15 protein-coding genes and 1 riboswitch are annotated in these 16,169 nt (G+C 61.6%); of the genes, 13 read left to right on the forward strand and 2 right to left on the reverse strand.

Annotation, left to right across the window (positions count from 1 at the left end):
• Positions 1-140 precede the first annotated feature (140 nt).
• Positions 141-1,034: a LysR family transcriptional regulator gene (locus GGQ66_RS19920; protein WP_183794940.1), complete on the reverse strand. Its 894-nt coding sequence runs from the start codon at positions 1,032-1,034 to the stop codon at positions 141-143.
• Between the two features lie 136 nt (positions 1,035-1,170).
• Here GGQ66_RS19920 and GGQ66_RS19925 point away from each other — a divergent pair, with 136 nt between their 5' ends.
• The 11 genes from GGQ66_RS19925 to GGQ66_RS19975 all read left to right on the forward strand — a co-directional run bounded on the left by GGQ66_RS19925 (position 1,171) and on the right by GGQ66_RS19975 (position 12,636).
• A complete protein-coding gene (locus GGQ66_RS19925) occupies positions 1,171-2,064 on the forward strand; it encodes a D-amino-acid transaminase (RefSeq protein ID WP_183794942.1) in 894 nt (297 codons plus the stop codon).
• A gap of 90 nt (positions 2,065-2,154) precedes the next feature.
• Entirely contained in the window at positions 2,155-3,009 is an 855-nt protein-coding gene (locus GGQ66_RS19930) for an ABC transporter substrate-binding protein (RefSeq protein WP_183794944.1), read from the forward strand.
• A 16-nt stretch (positions 3,010-3,025) separates the two neighbouring features.
• Positions 3,026-4,147 carry an amino acid ABC transporter permease gene (locus tag GGQ66_RS19935; RefSeq protein WP_183794946.1) on the forward strand — a complete coding sequence of 374 codons (1,122 nt, stop codon included), beginning with the start codon at positions 3,026-3,028 and terminating at the stop codon, positions 4,145-4,147.
• Positions 4,148-4,157: 10 nt separating this feature from the next.
• Positions 4,158-4,901 (forward strand): amino acid ABC transporter ATP-binding protein, encoded by a 744-nt coding sequence (locus GGQ66_RS19940; RefSeq protein WP_183794948.1) that lies wholly within the window; start codon positions 4,158-4,160, stop codon positions 4,899-4,901.
• A 16-nt stretch (positions 4,902-4,917) separates the two neighbouring features.
• Positions 4,918-5,961 carry a DmpA family aminopeptidase gene (locus GGQ66_RS19945; protein WP_183794950.1) on the forward strand — a complete coding sequence of 348 codons (1,044 nt, stop codon included), beginning with the start codon at positions 4,918-4,920 and terminating at the stop codon, positions 5,959-5,961.
• A gap of 12 nt (positions 5,962-5,973) precedes the next feature.
• Complete coding sequence (locus GGQ66_RS19950; RefSeq protein ID WP_183794952.1) at positions 5,974-7,299, forward strand: amidase; 1,326 nt, start codon at positions 5,974-5,976, stop codon at positions 7,297-7,299.
• A gap of 318 nt (positions 7,300-7,617) precedes the next feature.
• Positions 7,618-8,280, forward strand: coding sequence for a ZinT family metal-binding protein (locus GGQ66_RS19955; RefSeq protein WP_183794954.1), 663 nt, complete (start codon positions 7,618-7,620; stop codon positions 8,278-8,280).
• 82 nt (positions 8,281-8,362) lie between these two features.
• Positions 8,363-8,551, forward strand: a riboswitch (cobalamin riboswitch).
• Positions 8,552-8,652: 101 nt separating this feature from the next.
• A complete protein-coding gene (locus GGQ66_RS19960) occupies positions 8,653-9,444 on the forward strand; it encodes a (2Fe-2S) ferredoxin domain-containing protein (RefSeq protein ID WP_370686395.1) in 792 nt (263 codons plus the stop codon).
• Positions 9,445-9,462: 18 nt separating this feature from the next.
• The gene (locus GGQ66_RS19965; RefSeq protein WP_183794956.1) at positions 9,463-10,962 is read left to right on the forward strand and encodes an ABC transporter substrate-binding protein; all 1,500 of its coding nucleotides are present in this window, start codon (positions 9,463-9,465) and stop codon (positions 10,960-10,962) included.
• A 1-nt stretch (position 10,963) separates the two neighbouring features.
• Positions 10,964-11,884 carry an ABC transporter permease gene (locus GGQ66_RS19970; protein WP_370686396.1) on the forward strand — a complete coding sequence of 307 codons (921 nt, stop codon included), beginning with the start codon at positions 10,964-10,966 and terminating at the stop codon, positions 11,882-11,884.
• A complete protein-coding gene (locus GGQ66_RS19975; protein ID WP_183794958.1) occupies positions 11,881-12,636 on the forward strand; it encodes an ABC transporter permease in 756 nt (251 codons plus the stop codon). The genes GGQ66_RS19970 and GGQ66_RS19975 overlap by 4 nt, the downstream gene beginning before the upstream one ends.
• A 102-nt stretch (positions 12,637-12,738) precedes the next feature.
• Here GGQ66_RS19975 and GGQ66_RS23295 read toward each other — a convergent pair whose 3' ends face one another.
• On the reverse strand, positions 12,739-13,458 hold the full coding sequence (locus tag GGQ66_RS23295) for a GntR family transcriptional regulator (protein ID WP_370686397.1): 720 nt from the start codon (positions 13,456-13,458) through the stop codon (positions 12,739-12,741).
• A gap of 48 nt (positions 13,459-13,506) precedes the next feature.
• Between GGQ66_RS23295 and GGQ66_RS19985 the strand changes: the two genes are divergently transcribed.
• On the forward strand, positions 13,507-14,850 hold the full coding sequence (locus tag GGQ66_RS19985; RefSeq protein WP_183794963.1) for a glutamine synthetase family protein: 1,344 nt from the start codon (positions 13,507-13,509) through the stop codon (positions 14,848-14,850).
• A 10-nt stretch (positions 14,851-14,860) separates the two neighbouring features.
• Positions 14,861-16,147, forward strand: a complete 1,287-nt coding sequence (locus GGQ66_RS19990) for an NAD(P)/FAD-dependent oxidoreductase (RefSeq protein ID WP_183794965.1) — start codon at positions 14,861-14,863, stop codon at positions 16,145-16,147.
• Positions 16,148-16,169: the final 22 nt, after the last annotated feature.

The raw sequence follows: 16,169 nt of genomic DNA on the forward strand, positions 1-16,169 counted from the left end.
TCGTGCGGGCGCTCCCGTGTAGAATTTGACCCATAGCGCATCCCTCCATTCATGGCTGAATAATGCACCATCAAATGCCGGGACTAAACACCTAGGGGCTATTCACTGTCGCGCAAATTCCTGGCCCGCCGAAACCATCATCAAGACAGCGTATTCCAGACCGCCTCAACTATGGGACGCGAGGGGCCACCCAGACGGTAAATGCAGATATCGAGATCGAGGATCCAGGCGGGGTCGTCGCTTGCTGTCACCAGCGTGCCCGTCTCGAGTTCGTCAGATACCAGGCTCTCCGGCAGCCATACCGTTCCCCAGCCGGCAAGCGTCATGGCCTTGAGGCTGACGGACATCGTATTTTCATGCGAAACTGTGCGCTCAAAGGTTGGAAGAAGCGCAAATAGCCGGCCAAGCGCCATACCGAAGAACGAGTAGTCTCCATAACTGAGGTAATCGAGCGGCGTGTTCGTCTTCAACGCATTGTCCAGCATCTTGCCCGCGCTGGCCGGGCAGACGGGAAGCAGACGCTCCTTGCCGATCAGGCGTCGCGGAAAGCGGGTCTCATCGAGCAGTATCGGCACGAGGGGGTGACTGTATGTCAGGAAAAAGTCGGCCTCCTTTTCCACAAGCGTGTTGATGTTATCTTCGATGCCGCCTCTGTCCGGTGCGATACGGGAGCGAAGGCCGCCCTTGATCGTGGCCAGCTTCTGGAGCCAGTCCGGCATGAACGTCAATGTCAACGTGTGAAGCGAAGAAAAGACGACGGTTCGTGCCACCTCTTTGCTGTCCGGTCGGAGCGCGCGCCGGGTTTCCTGCATCAACCGGATGTTGTCGATGGCAACAGGCAGGAATTTACGCCCCTCGGGGGTCAGATCGGCAGGAACCATGGCGCGATTGATGAGCGTTACGCCCAGCCATTGTTCAAGTTGCCGGATGCGGCGGCTGAAGGCGGGTTGAGAAACATGGCGCATTTCGGCCGCGCGGGAAAAGCTCAACGTTTCTGCGAGGCAGACAAAATCCTCAAGCCATTTCAGTTCCATGCCGAAGCTCCCAGCCTGAGTGGCTCCAGTGTGAGACGCTAATGCAATTTTTGCATAATGTTAAGAAAACAATGAATTGGAAGCCAACATTTTTTTCGCATAGCCTTTCCGCATCAAGAATTGAAGGCGAATGGCAGTGCAACGTCAGATTTATCTCAATGGTTCCTACGTGCCGGAAGCGCAAGCGCTTCTACCGATTTTCGATCGCGGTTTCCTGTTTGCGGACGGCATTTACGAGGTTTGCGCCGTCATCGATCGGCGGCTTGTTGACGTCGATCTCCACATGAAGCGGCTCGTACGCTCGGTCGGCGAAATCGGTATCGCGCTGCCGGTGGCGTCTGCTGAGGTGGTAGAGATCATGAAGGAACTCGTCCGCCGCAATCGTCTGGTGGAAGGCGTTGTCTACATGCAGGTGACGCGGGGAAGCGCAGAGCGCGATTTTCATTATGCCGACGATCTGAAGCCGAACTTCGTGGCCTTTACGCAGGACAGGAAGATCGTGACGCCGAAACTGTCGACCGGCATTTCGGTCGACCTTCAGCCCGATATCCGCTGGCAGCGCCGTGACATCAAGTCGGTCATGTTGCTGGCGCAGGTTCTGGCCAAGCATGAGGCGGGCAAGAAGGGCTTCAACGATGTCTGGATGGTTGAGGATGGCTTCATCACCGAAGGTGCATCGTCAAGCGCATTCATCGTCACGAAAGACGGACGCATCGTTTCGCGGGCCAATTCGCAGGCCATTCTGCCGGGCTGCACGCGCCTTGCCGTGTTGCGCCTTGCCGAGGAAACCGGTCTCCTTCTGGATGAGCGCCCGTTCACGGTCGAGCAGGCGCAGGATGCCTCCGAAGCTTTCCTGACCAGCGCCTCCAGCACCGTCACACCAGTCGTTCGCATTGGGGAATGCGTGATCGGCGATGGAAAGCCGGGGCCGCTGACCCGCCGGTTGCAAGCCATTTATCTGGATCAGGCGATGAAGGGCGAACCGCTCTTCGCGCTGGATGATGCGGTCAGTCTGGGCGCTTCGGCCTGACCGATCAAGCCGGTTTCTCTCCGGAGATCGGCACGGGAGGCCTGCGTGATTGCGCGGGCATTGAACCAAACCAAGCAAAAAGGGAACGTTATGAATTTCAAGAACCCGCTGACCTGCCGGATTGCCGGTGCCGTTCTGGCTGCCGGAACGCTTCTTTCCGCACCGGCATTCGCTGCCGGTACCTATGGCGACTGCATCCTCACCGGCACGAAGGGTGAGGCAACCATTACTCCGGCTGTGCCCGGCCAGTTCACCGTCGAGATCAATCTTCCGGCTGTCGGCGATTTCAATGGCGATACGCCCGATACAATCAAGGATGGCTTCGAGTTCTGCATTGCCGCCAACATTGCCAACCGTCTCGGCCTTGAAAAGCTGAAGCTCGTCAATGTCGCGTTCGACGCGATCGTCGCAGGCCAGACGAAGGATTACGATCTGGCTCTCGCACAGGTTTCGATCACGGAGCCGCGCAAGAAGGTCGTGTCGTTCTCCACGCCTTACGCATCGTCGGACTTCGGTGTGGCGACGCGGGCTGACAAGCCGGTGAGCGAGGCAACGATCAAGGCCGGCAGTGTCGGCGTTCAGTCCGGCACCACCATGGTGCAGTTCGCGCAGGAAGTGCTGAAGCCAGCGAAGGTTGAAGTGTTCCCCGATACGTCTTCCATGTTCACCGCTCTCATCGCCGGCAAGATCGATGCCGCCATGACGAACACCTCGATCATTCTGGGGCAGGTCGCCAATTCCGGTGGCAAGCTGACGATCCCCGGGCAGTTCGTTTCCGGTCGCGAAACGGCTGGCGTTTATCCCAAGGACTCGCAGAACAAGCCGGTCATCGACAAGATCATTGCCGATCTCAAGGCCGATGGCACGCTGAAGAAGCTGGAAGAAGCCTATCTTCTGCCGCAATGGGGCAAGTCGCCGTCCGACATTCCGTTCTGGAAGCCTTGAGAGCACGGCCTCTGTGATGACCGAAGAGCGGCAGGGAACACGTTCCCGAACGATTGAAACGCGCGCCAGCGAATGGCGCGCGAACCACCACCTGCGGGTTTACCGCGGGCTTGCGGTCACGGCATGCACGCTTGCGCTCGCCGTGACCGCCGCCACGGCCTTTACGGCCTGGCATGTCGCTAACTACGTGATCGATGCCGGTTGGTCCCAGCCGGTTGTCGTGACGGTGGCAGTCGCCATCGTTCTCGGTGCCGTATTGTTTGCCGTGACAGGTGCGCGCAGCCTTGTCCTGTCCGCCCGGGCGGCAGGCACAAGCGATGTTTATCGTGGCCGGGCGCTTGGCGCTGCGGCGGCGGAAAGCGGCTGGCGTTCGCTTGCCTATTCCCTGGCGCTTTCCGGCCTTTGCGTCGGTGCGGGCTTTCTTGTCGTCAATGATGCTGCGGTCAGCCGGACATTCTTCGATGCGGGACTTATCGTCTCGTCCGCCGGGACCATTCTCGCGGCCTTTGTGGTCAATCTCGAGATTTTCGCGGTCTCGGCGGCGCTGATCCTCGTCTGGGCGCTGGTGATTGCGGTGGCGCGTACTCTGCCGGGTCGTGCGGGGCGTCCATTGCGCGCCCTTGCCATCGCCTATTGCGACTTTTTCCGCGGGCTGCCGGTCATCATCAATATCTACCTGATCGGCTTCGGTCTGCCGTTGACGGGCCTGCCGTTCCTCAAGGATCTGTCGTCCAACACGTATGCGATCATAGCGCTGACGCTGACTTATGGCGCCTACACCTCGGAAATCTACCGTGCCGGGATCGAGTCGGTGCATCCCAGCCAGATCGCGGCGGCCCGCTCATTGGGGCTTTCCTACTTCCGGACGTTGCGGCACGTCGTCATTCCGCTGGCGGTGAGGGGCGTTATTCCGCCTCTGCTCAACAACATGATCAGCCTGCAGAAGGACACGGCACTGGTTGCCATCATCGGTACGATCGACGCCTTCAACCAGTCGAAGATCATTGCCAGCAACCATTTCAATCTTTCCGCCGTCACTACCGTGGCCCTGATCTTCATCCTGATCACCATTCCGCAGGCCCGTTTCGTCGATCGCCTGATAGAACGCGACCGCCGCCGGATGCGGGCGGGACAGTGAGGAACCGCAGATGAAACTGCTGGAAATCGACCACATTCATAAGCGTTACGGCACGTTCAGCATTCTCAACGGTCTGAAACTGGATATCGACGCGCATCAGGTCGTGTGCCTGATCGGCCCGTCCGGTTGCGGAAAATCGACCCTGCTGCGCTGTATCAACCAGCTTGAAACGATCAGTGAAGGCGAAATCCGCCTGCACGGCGACCGGATAACCGGGCCCGGTGTCGACCTCGACATGCTGCGCCGGGAAATCGGGATCGTCTTTCAGGGGTATAACCTTTTCCCGCATATGAGCGTCATCGAGAACGTGACGCTGGCGCCCCTCAAGGTGCTCGGCATGTCACGCGAGGAAGCGTGGGATCGCGGCATGGCGCTGTTGACGCGCATCGGGCTGGATCACAAGGCTGGCGAATACCCTGACCGTCTTTCGGGCGGCCAGCAACAGCGCGTCGCCATCGTGCGGGCCCTCATGATGGACCCTACCGTTCTGCTGCTCGATGAAATCACCTCGGCGCTCGATCCGGAGCTCGTTTCGGAAGTGCTCGACATCGTGCGCGATCTGGCGTCAAAGGGCATGACGATGGTTCTTGCCACGCATGAAATGGGTTTCGCCCGCGAAGTGTCTGATAAAGTGTGCTTCCTGCAGGGCGGGCTGGTGCATGAGGAAGGACCGCCGGAGCAGATTTTCGGCGATCCTCGCGAAGAGCGGACCAAGGCCTTTCTGCGCCGCATCATCGAAGCCGGGCGGCTGTAACGGAAAGGACGCATCCATGCGCGCAAGGGATTTCGGACTGGTTTGCGGCACGTTGCCGACGGGGGCCGGGAACGCCATTACGGATGTTCCGGGCGTTCGGGTCGGGCATCAGACCATTCGGGACGGCGAGGTCAACACGGGTGTGACCGCGATCCTGCCCCACGACGGCAATCTCTTCCGTTCCAAGGTGCCAGCCGCCGTGCACGTCATCAATGGCTTCGGCAAAAGCGTCGGTCTCGTGCAGGTGGAGGAACTCGGCTCGCTCGAAACCCCGATCCTGCTGACCAACACGCTTTCCGTTGCCGATTGCGCCAAGACCCTCATCCGGCAGGCAATTGCTGCCAATCCGGATATCGGGCGGACCACATCGACGGTCAACCCGGTGGTGTGCGAGTGCAATGACGGTGTTCTGAACGACATTCAGGCCTTTGCCGTATCGGAAGCCGATGCGCTTGCGGCTCTTCACGCGGCAGATGGCGGGGTCGTTGCGGAAGGCGCGGTCGGTGCTGGCACCGGCATGGTGTGCTTCGGCTTCAAGGGAGGCATCGGAACCGCCTCGCGCCGTCTCGTCATCGATGGAGAAGATCGTCATATCGGCGTACTCGTGCTTTCGAATTTCGGTCGGTCCGGCGATTTGATGCTGCCGGATGGCACGCGGGCAACCCCCGACAAGCGCCCTGTTCTGCCCGTTGAGGAAACGGAAAAGGGATCGATCATCGTGATCGTGGCAACCGACCTGCCGGCGGATTATCGCCAGCTTGGCCGCATTGCAAAGCGCGCCGGGGCGGGTATTGCCCGGCTGGGTGCGTTCTGGGGCAATGGCAGCGGGGATATCGTGCTGGCTTTCGGCACGGCAAGCCGCATCGATCACGACGAGACGCGCGATAGCGTGCCGTCGGCGATGTTGAACGAAGCACGGATCGATCGCGCCTTTCAGGCGGTCGCCGAGGCGACGCAGGAGGCAATTCTCAACTCGCTTTGCGCGGCGGACACCTTTCAGGGCAGGGAGAGGACCGTGAAGCAGTCATTGGCGGCATGGCTCATGGCCCGGCGCGGTTGAGGTGGAATTGAAGTGCGCGCGACCGACCACTTGCCATCGATTGCGGACCTGAATGAAGGCTTCAGTCACGGTCGCCTGAAAGTGCGCGATGTCATTCTCGGGGTACTGGACGCTATCGACAGGCAAAACCCGGCTATCAACGCCTACGTACGGGTTTTTCACGAACAGGCGCTTGATGCGGCGGATCGAGCCGACGCGGAGATGGTCGCGGGACACCGGCGCGGTGTGCTGCACGGCATTCCGGTCGCGCTCAAGGACAACATTGCGGTTGCCGGGACTGTGACGGCTTGCGGCTCCGCATTGTTCGCAGAACGGCAAACCGGTCAGGATGCAACCATCGTGCGGCAGCTCAAGGATGCTGGCGCCATCATCCTCGGGAAAACGGCCATGCATGAGCTGGCCTGGGGCATCGATGGGACAAATCCGTTTTTCGGCGACACGCTTAACCCCTTGGACCCTGAGAGCGATTGCGGCGGCTCCAGCGGCGGCTCGGCTGCTGCGGTGGCCGCAGGTCTTGCCTCCATTGCATTCGGGACCGATACGGCCTGTTCCATTCGCTTTCCCGCCCATTGTTGCGGCGTGGTGGGTTTCAAACCCGGCTTCGACGTTCTGTCGCTCGAAGGCGTGACACCTCTGGTGGACAGCATGGACCATCTTGGCCTTTTTGCGCGCACGATCGGCGATGCCCGTTTGGCCATGCAGGGGCTTGGTGCCGGAACCGCGGCACTTTCCGCTCGGCGGAGCGCATTGCGCGTTGGATTGCTTCGCCCCCTCATGGACGGTTGCGCTCCCGAAATCGAGGCGGCGATGGAGCGCGCTGTCGAACGGCTGCGGGCCTGCGGGATGGATGTCATTGATGTCAACGATGTGCCCGTCGAGAAGGTCGGGCCGCTCACGAGGGTCCTGTTCGCCGAAGCTTTGGGGCATTTCGAAACCGCTCTCCAGCGGCAACCGGATTGTTTCAGTCCGCAATTGCGGGAAAAACTGACCCGAAAATATGAAATTACGGCGGCCGAATATCTACGGGCAGGACAGGAGCGGCGGCAGTTCGAGGAAAAACTCGATTGCCTTTCGTCCGGGTTCGACGTGCTGCTCGCACCGGCGGCGCAGACACTGGCGATGCCCTTGCGGGGCTACGCGCCAGATTATGCGGAAAAGGCCTATCGCAACGCAACGGTCTTCAATCTCAGCCGTCAGCCATCGCTGAGCTTGCCGTACGCCCGGCTGCCGAGCGGCCGGTTTTTCGGTCTTATGCTGTCGGCGCGGCGTGGCTGTGATCTGTCTTTGTTGGCGGCTGCCGATGTCATATCGGCCATCTGGACAGATGGCGTTGCCTAGGGTGAGGCTGAAAGCAACAGAACCCGGTTGGAAGTGCTGGCGGAGATTGCCGCCAGCACGGTAGCGATATGGTTTTGCTTGCGATCAAGCTTGAGGGCGTTGGTGATGTAATCGCCCTTGAAAAGTGAACGCCGGAGGCTCCTTGCATCCGCGCACCTGAATTCACCGCCAAAGCCGGGGCCGTGTGCGGCTTCCTCTTCGAATATCGCCGTCCCATTTAATCTTGCGTTCGGACTCGAAGCAGGCTAGTTCACATATGTAACGTTATTACATATCATGTTAGACGACGTAAACTTCGCGGACGAAAGGGTAAAGGCAATGCGCAAGATGATCGGAATGCTGAGCTATGCACTGGCTGCATCCTTGGCGCTGGGGATCACGGGAACCGCAAGCGCTCAGACATCGGTGGATAACAAGCATAGCCACAGTCACGTAGCCGGTGAAAAGAGCCCGATCTATAACGGGTATTTCGATGATGCCCAGGTGAAGGCCCGCCCACTCTCGGATTGGGAAGGAGACTGGCAATCCGTCTATCCTTACCTTGTCGATGGAACGCTGGATCCGGTCATGGCGGAAAAGGCCGAGCATGGCGACAAGAGCGCCCAGGAGTACCGCGCCTATTACGACATCGGATACAAGACCGACGTCGATCGCATCCTGATTGAGGGACAGAAGGTAACGTTCTTCCGCGGCCAGGTGGCCGTCAGCGGAGAATACGAGATGGATGGCCACGAAATCCTGACCTACAAGAAGGGCAATCGTGGTGTCCGCTTCATTTTCAGGAAGGCAGCCGGTGATGATGTCGCCCCCCGGTTCATCCAGTTCAGCGATCACATCGTGGCACCGGAGAAAGCGGGTCACTATCACCTTTATTGGGGTGACGACCGCGCGGAGCTACTGAAGGAGGTCACCAACTGGCCAACCTATTACCCCGCGAAACTCGACGGCAAGCAGATCGCCGAGGAGATGCTCGCTCACTGATGCCGTGAGGTGGGGAAGGGGAGGCATCCGCTGCCGCGTGGATGCTTCCACGATTTTCAGATTGACGCCCGGGAGCGGGACGCTACAGTCCGCAACGTTATGGTTCTTCCATCAACGATGGAAGCTAAGAGGGAATCCGGTGCGAAACCGGAGCTGTCCCGCAACTGTGAGCGGCGAGCCGCCCCTACGATGTCACTGGTCGAAAGGCCGGGAAGACGGGGGATGGCGCTGACCCGTGAGCCAGGAGACCTGCCTGACACGATAGAATTCCGCGGTCGGGGTGTGCCGCAGGAATGACCGGCCTGTGAGCCTTCGGTTCGCTGTTCCGGTCGTTTCGCTGCTCGCCTCGATCGTTCTTGCGCGAGGCACGCAGTGACGACACAGACAAGACATGCGGAACGGTGCGCCGTTCTGCTCATCGCGAAATCCGCGTTCGCGGCCGCGCCGCATGCCGATATGGCCGCGATTGCCGCGCAGGTGGTCGCGCGGCATCCGGATGCGGATGTCCGGTTCGCCTTCACCGAACAGGGAATGCCCTCGCTGCGCGGAGCGCTTGCCAGTCTCGTGGATCAGGCGTTCATGCGCGTTTCCATCGTCCCGCTTGTCCTGCCCATGGAGCCCGGCTTCCACACATGGCTCCGCAAGGCGGTGCGCCGCTGGCGAAGCGAGGATGGACGACCCTGGCCGGAGATCACCCTTGCCGGGCATATCGGCCAAAGCCCGATGATGGCCGATCTCGTTGCAGGCCTTCTCTCCACCGCCCGGCCGCTCGATCTCGCCGACAATCCGAAAGCCCTTATCGAAGGATCGCTGGTGCCGGCGCAGAAGCGGCGGGTTCTCGTCTGCCATGGCGGCCCGTGCAGCGCGGCCGGTGCGGGCGCGCTCTGGTGCCATTTGCGCAACCAGCAGGAACGCCAGAAACTTCGTACCAGCGGCGAGGGCACGATGACGGCCAAATCCACCTGCCTTGGCCCCTGCAACCTGGCCCCCGTTCTGCAGGTCTTTCCGGAAGGCACCTATTACGGCGGGGTGACCGAAACGGCGATCGACCGCATCATCACCGAGCATCTTCTTGGCGGATGTATTGTCGAGGCCTTCGCCTATCGCCCGACCGGCCGCAAGCAGCGGCTGCGTCTGCCCGCCCATCCCACGCATTCGCATTAACCACCAAGGAGTATTGCCATGTCCGTCACGTTCAAGGGACGCCTGACCGGCGCGCTGATCGTCACCATGACGTTTGCCACGGCCCTGCCGGCGTTTGCGGCAGAACCGCTGCGCATCGGTGCCACCTTCATCGCCACCGGTGTCGATCCGGCCAAAGGCTCGAACGGCTGGGCATTGACCAGCCATGGCGTGGGAGAAAACCTTTTCACCGTCGACAAGGATGGCAAGCTCGTGCCGGAGCTTGCCGAAAAGGCCGAACGCACCGGCGACCTTGCCTGGACGATCACGCTCCGGGCCGGCCGGTTCTTCTCCGATGGTACGCCCGTAACGGCGGAAGCCTTGGCGACCGGGTTCGAGCGAACCTTCGCCAACAACAAGGCGGCACTGGCAACCGGCGGCAAGTTGAGCTTTACCGCGACGGGGGAGCGGACCTTGAACGTCACCACGGAAAAGCCGGTGCCGCTCATCCAGTCGCTGTTTGCCGAATGGCCGCTCATTGCCTACAAGCCAGCGGCGGAAGAAGGTAAGGCCGTCTTTTCCGGCCCCTATGAAATTGCGTCGTTCAATGCCGATGCCGCCATCGAGCTCAGGCCCAACGCCCATTCTGAAGGAGCGGACGGGCGCGCACCGGTGATGCTGAAGAAGTTCGGCGATGCGCAGGCGATGACGCTGGCGCTCGAATCGGGCGAACTGGATCTTGCCTTCGGTCTACCGTCGGAAGTGATCGCGCGCCTGAAGGCCAATCCGGCGCTCACCATCAAGTCTTTCCCCGTCGGTTATCAGTATTTCGCCTTCCTCAACACGTCCCGCCCCGCGCTTCAGGACAAGGCTGTGCGCCAGGCCATCGACCTTGCTTTCGACCGCACGGAACTGGCGGCAGCCATCAATGGCGGCTCCCCTGCGACCGGCGCCTACGCCCCCTATTTTCCCTTCGCCGGCAAGGATGCCCGGCCGACCGATCTTGCCCGCGCCGAGGCCTTGCTGGAAGCCGCTGGCTGGGTGAAGGGTGCGGACGGCATCCGCGCCAGGGATGGAAAGCCGCTGAAGCTTCTGGCGATCACCTATCCGCAGCGTCCCGATCTCGTGACAATGCTGCCGATGGCCAAGGCCGAACTCGCCAGGGCAGGGGTCGTGCTCGAAACGCAGGTCATCGACAACATCTCGCAGGTCGCTGCGGGCGGTGAATTCGACATCGCTCTCTGGGCGCAGCATACGGCGCCGAGCGGCGATCCGGCCTTTTTCCTGAACTCGATGCTACGCAGTGGCGCCTCGCTGAATTACGCGAAGTACGCCTCCCCGGACTTCGACGCCATCCTCGACCGCTTCGCCGCAACGGGTGATGCAGCAGCCCGGGTCCAGATTGCGCTCGACGCCCAGACCAGGCTGTTCGAAGATGTGCCTGTCTCCTTCCTCGTCTCGCCCGTCTGGTATGTCGGCATGTCCGGCACGCTGAAGAACTACGAGCCCTGGGGGTCTGACTATCATGTGCTGCGCGCCGATATCGGCGAAGGCAAGTGACGTGGTGAAGCGGCTGGGCGGATGGGGATTGCAGACGGCGGCGGGCCTGCTCGCCGTCTCCTTCGTGGCGTTTGCGATCATCGCTTTGATGCCGGCCGATCCGGTGGCGATCGCCATCCGCAACTGGAACCTGCCGGCAACCGATGAAACAGTCGCCGCTCTCCGGCACGGCTGGGGTCTCGACCGGCCCCTGCCGGTGCGCTATGTGCAGTGGCTTTCCGGTTTCGTGCAGGGCGACTGGGGCCGGTCCTTCCGCACTGGCGAGCCCGTGCGGCTGGAGTTCATGAAACGCCTGCCGCTGTCGCTCTTTCTCGGCCTGTCCAGTCTCTGTCTTGCCATCGCCCTCGCCCTTCCGCTCGGCTTTGCCGCGGCGTTGAAGCCAGGCGGCATTGCCGATCGGTTCAGCCGTCTTCTTTCGGTTTTCACGCAATCGACGCCGGCTTTCGCCACCGGGCTGGTGCTAATCTGGGTTCTGGGTGCGCAATTGCGCTGGATCCGGCCTTTCTCGAATGACGGTGCCTCGCTGACGCTCGCCGTCATGCTCGTCGCACTCCACTCGACAGCGGTGCTCTCCCGCATTTACAGGCAGGGGCTTGCGGCCGCCATGGGGCAGCCTTGGTTCATCACGGCCCGCGCCAAGGGGTTTTCGGAGCGGCGAGCCCTCTGGCGCCACGCCCATCCCAGTGCCTTTTATGCCGTTCTGGCCGCCATCCATTCAGAGGCCGGCTGGGTGATCGGCAGCGCCGCCGCCATGGAGATTCTCTTCGGCCTGCCCGGCATCAGCCAGTTCCTTGTGCAGAGCATTTCCGCCCGCGACCAGATGGTGTTGCAGGCCTATGTAATTGTCGTCGCGCTGTGGATGGCCATCGTCGGTCTCGTCGCACGGCTGCTGAGCCTGCGGCTGGAGCCGCGCCTGTCGTGAGACGTGCGCTCGCTCCCCTTCTGCTGCTGACGTTGCTCTTTGCCTGCGGCCTGTGGCAGCCCTGGGACCCCGATGCGGTGAATGTTCTGGCCCGGCATGCGGCGCCGGATATTGCCCATCCGCTCGGGACCGACCATCTCGGGCGTGATCTCCTGTCGCGGCTGATGGCGGGCGGGTTCCGCACCGGCATCGTCATCCTCGCCGTCGGTCTGCTCGGCTTGACGGGCGGCGCGCTGCTCGGCACGCTGGCGGCCGTGCTGGGTGGTTGGCGAGAGAAGCTGATCCTGAAAGCCAGCCAACTCTTCATCATGGTGCCGACACTGATCGTCGCCCTGACGGCGGCGGCCGTATTCGGCCTCTCGCCGTTCAGTGCGGGTGTGGCGCTCGGGCTTGCCGCCATCGGGCCGCTGGCGCTCTTTGCCCACATGCTGACGAAACGGGTGCTGTGCCAACCGTTCATCATGGCCGCCGACGCCATCGGCGTCTCCAGCGGCACGATGCTGTTTCGCCACCTTCTGCCCAACACCCTGCCGACGCTTCTCACCTATGTCGGTAACCAGTCCGGCGCGTCGGCCATCGCCTACGCGTCGCTGGCCTTCATCGGTCTCGGCGCCGACCCTTCCCTGCCCGACTGGGGTGGCATGCTGTTCGAATATCGCATGTTCCTTTTCGACAATCCGATGCTGATCGCATGGCCGGCGCTTGCGCTTGGCGCAACCGTATTCGTCTTTAACCGAACCTTTGACCGCTGAGCCTCCGGCGCAAGGCATCACCAGTTGCCATCGCGAAAAGGTACGACAGTCCTGCGGAGATGACCTGGAGCAAAGTGGACAGGTTCCGGGTGCATGGAGCCGTTATTTCGGCAGCTCCGGGAGCTCGGCGTTTCGAATGAATTCCATCCCTTGTGCGATGTCCTCACGCAGTGCTGACACGAAGCTCTCGCGGTCGCGACGCGTGAGCGCGTCCGTGGCTTCTTTGTGGTGATCGACCGTTACCGTTTGCGCCCCATATTGCCCGGCAATGAAGCGCATCGACGGACCGGACTGCAGCCACAGAATTTCGATCAGGCGAAGCAGAACCGGCGCGTCCGCCTTGCGGTAGATGTGGAAGTGAAAGGCGAAGTTCGACCGCATGTAGGCATTCACATCGTTCATGGCGATGGCCTCGTTCACTGCCATGTCATAAGCGATCAGTTGTTCGAGATCTGTCTGTGTCAGTTGCCCGAAAGCCCGTTTTCCGGCCTCCGGCTCGAGCTGCATGCGGGCGAACAGCACATCGCGGTGGTTCGCGAGGCTGAGTTTCGGCACCTCGATCGTCCGGCTGTCGATGAAGCACAGAGCACCCTCGGCGACCAGCCGGCGCACCGCATCGCGCACGGGAATGACGCTCATGCCGGAGGATTGCGCCAGTCCCCGGATCGAAACCCGGTCTCCCGGCAGGAATGCACCCTCCCAAATCTGCTGCCTCAGGGTCGCATGAAGCGAATCCGCTCCTGTAGTTGGCTCATAATTGCTCAATTTTCCCCCCAAAAAATTAAATGCGTCCGAAATGAGCAGTTGACTATCATATAACACATGTCTCAGTGTTATAACACGATGATCAATGAACTCGGATTAGATAGCATGACGCCAAACGAACCCGGCAAGGAAAGAACGGGAACCGCAAACTTATTCCTTGCCGCCCACTGCGATCTGAACGGAATTCTGCGCGGCAAGCGCGTGCCGGCCGATCATGGGCAAAAAGTCCTCAAGTCCGGCATTCGCATGCCGATGTCCTCGATCGGTGTCGATGTCTGGGGGACCGATGTCCTTGGAAACGACCTTTTCGACCGGGGTGATCTCGATGGCATTGTCGAGCCTACCGAACGTGGCCCGATCCCGCTCGTGTGGGGTGAGGCGCCGGCCCTGTTCGTGCCGATGTGGATGCGGCTGGAGGACGGTTCGCCCTTCTTCGGCGATCCTCGCCGTCTTCTTGCGGAAGTCCTTGGTCGTTTCACTGCGAAAGGCCTGACGCCCGTCGTGGCGATGGAGGTCGAATTCCATCTGATCCGCGATGCCTCGCCGTACAAGCCCGTACCCATTGCCGACCTGCCGGACTCCCACGCCGGTGCCGCGGATACGATCTACAGCCTCGATGAACTGGGTGAGGTCAGCGGCTTTCTGGACGATGTCTATGCCATGGCGGGGGACTGCGGTATCGCCCTCGAAGCCGTCACCTCCGAGAGCGGTCCGACCCAGTACGAGTTCAATCTTCTTCACCGGGCCGACGCCCTGCGGATCGCGGACGATACGGTTTATCTCAAGCAGATCATACGCAACATGGCGCGCCGTCACGGCATGCGGGCAACCTTCATGGCCAAGCCCTACATGCAGCATGCCGGCAACGGGCTGCACATGCATTTCAGCCTGATCGATGCGGCGGGCCGCAACATCTTCGACGACGGAACGGACAAGGGCACGCCTGAATTGCGCCACGCCGTTGCGGGCATGCTCGAGGCGATGCACGACACCGCGCTGATCTTCGCGCCGCATCGCAATTCCTCCCGTCGGCTGCGTCCCGGCACGCTTGCCCCGGTGAACGCGACATGGGGTTACGAAAACCGCACCGCCGCCGTGCGCATTCCCGGCGGGGCGAGAGCGGCGCGGCGGATCGAACACCGGGTCGCGGGCGGCGACGCCAACCCCTATCTGGTGATCGCGGCGGTGCTTGCCGCAGCCTTCATGGGCCTCGATGAGCGTCTCACGCCGCCCGCGCCGACGGACGGCAACGTGACCGGCGTCACCGCGCGGCCCATCCCCCCGGACTGGCGGCAGGCGATCGAGACCTTCGAGGCAAGCCCGCTGGTCGAGAAGCTGTTCCCCCGGGATTTCATCAGGATGTTCACGAGCTGCAAGCGTCAGGAACTCGAAGTGTTCGAAGGCGACATTTCCGCTCTCGAATATCGCAGCTATCTCCACACGGTCTGAGGCTAGGACGATGGAACCACATACCGGCTCTTACTATGCCGCCTCGGCGCATGCCTATCCCGCCTTTGCTTCGCTGGAAGGCGAGGTCGAGGCCGATGTCGCGGTGATCGGTGGCGGCTTTACCGGCATCAACGCCGCAATCGAACTTGCCGATCGCGGCCTGCGCGTGGTCGTTCTCGAAGCCAACCGGATCGGCTGGGGTGCTTCCGGGCGCAATGGCGGGCAGATCACCGGCTCGCTTTCCGGCGATGTGGCAATGGCGCGCCAGTTTCGCCGCACATTGGGTGCGCAGACCGAAAACTACATATGGAACCTTCGCTGGCGTGGCCATGAGATCATTCGCAAACGGGTGGCGCGTTTCGGCATCGATTGCGATCTGAAACCCGGCCACCTTCAGGCCGCCCTCAAGCCGGCCCATGTCACCGATCTGAAGGCGCTGGCGCAAGAGGCCGAAGCGCGCGGCATGGGCGATGAAGTCCGCTATGTCGAGGGCAAGGCGCTTGCCGATCTCATCGAGGCTCCGATCTATATCGGCGGCGTCCACAACACCCGCAATATGCACGTCCATTCCCTCAATCTGGTGACCGGCGAGGCCATGGCCGCGCAGAGCCTGGGGGTCCGGATTTTCGAGGGATCGCAGGTCACCGGTATCCGGCGCGGCAAGCGCCCGGTGGTGACGACGGCCAAGGGAAGGGTCATCTGCGACAGCGTTCTGCTCGCCGGCAACGCCTATCACGGGCTGGCGCAGGGCCGGATGCGCGGCGTGCTGTTTCCCGCATCCCTAGGCATCATCGCTACCGAACCGCTGCCGGAAGACGTGGCCCGCGCCATCAACCCGCAGGATATCGCCGTCTATGACAACCGCTTCGTGCTGGACTATCACCGCCTGAGCGCCGACCGGCGATTGATCTTCGGCGGCGGCACCAATTACACCGGTGCGGAGACCGTTGATCTTGCGGCCGAACTGCGGCCGGCTCTGGAACGCACCTATCCCCGGCTCAAGGGCGTAGGCATCGATTATCAATGGTCCGGCCGCGCCGGGATCATCGCAAACCGGATTCCCCATCTCGGCCGCATCGGGCCCAACATCTTCTTCGCGGAGGGCTATTCGGGCCACGGGATCGCCACAACGCATATCGTGGCAGAAATCATGGCCGACGCCATGACCGGCACCATGGGCGAGTTTGACGTTTTCGACGCCGTGCGGCGGCTGCGGTTGCCGGTGGGAAGCTGGCTAACCCATCAGGCCCTCGCTCTGGGCATGCTCTACTACAAGTTTCGCGAGCGCATGACCTGAACCGTCCGCAACGGACGGGCAT

It is taken from the genome of Allorhizobium borbori (assembly GCF_014196535.1).
Classification (GTDB): domain Bacteria; phylum Pseudomonadota; class Alphaproteobacteria; order Rhizobiales; family Rhizobiaceae; genus Ectorhizobium; species Ectorhizobium borbori.

Coding starts and splice junctions, on each gene's coding strand:
- GGQ66_RS19920 (WP_183794940.1), bottom strand. CDS start 1,034: ATGGAACTGAAATGGCTTGAGGATTTTGTCTGCCTCGCAGAAACGTTG.
- GGQ66_RS19930 (WP_183794944.1), top strand. CDS start 2,155: ATGAATTTCAAGAACCCGCTGACCTGCCGGATTGCCGGTGCCGTTCTG.
- GGQ66_RS19935 (WP_183794946.1), top strand. CDS start 3,026: ATGACCGAAGAGCGGCAGGGAACACGTTCCCGAACGATTGAAACGCGC.
- GGQ66_RS19940 (WP_183794948.1), top strand. CDS start 4,158: ATGAAACTGCTGGAAATCGACCACATTCATAAGCGTTACGGCACGTTC.
- GGQ66_RS19945 (WP_183794950.1), top strand. CDS start 4,918: ATGCGCGCAAGGGATTTCGGACTGGTTTGCGGCACGTTGCCGACGGGG.
- GGQ66_RS19955 (WP_183794954.1), top strand. CDS start 7,618: ATGCGCAAGATGATCGGAATGCTGAGCTATGCACTGGCTGCATCCTTG.
- GGQ66_RS19965 (WP_183794956.1), top strand. CDS start 9,463: ATGTCCGTCACGTTCAAGGGACGCCTGACCGGCGCGCTGATCGTCACC.
- GGQ66_RS19985 (WP_183794963.1), top strand. CDS start 13,507: ATGACGCCAAACGAACCCGGCAAGGAAAGAACGGGAACCGCAAACTTA.
- GGQ66_RS19990 (WP_183794965.1), top strand. CDS start 14,861: ATGGAACCACATACCGGCTCTTACTATGCCGCCTCGGCGCATGCCTAT.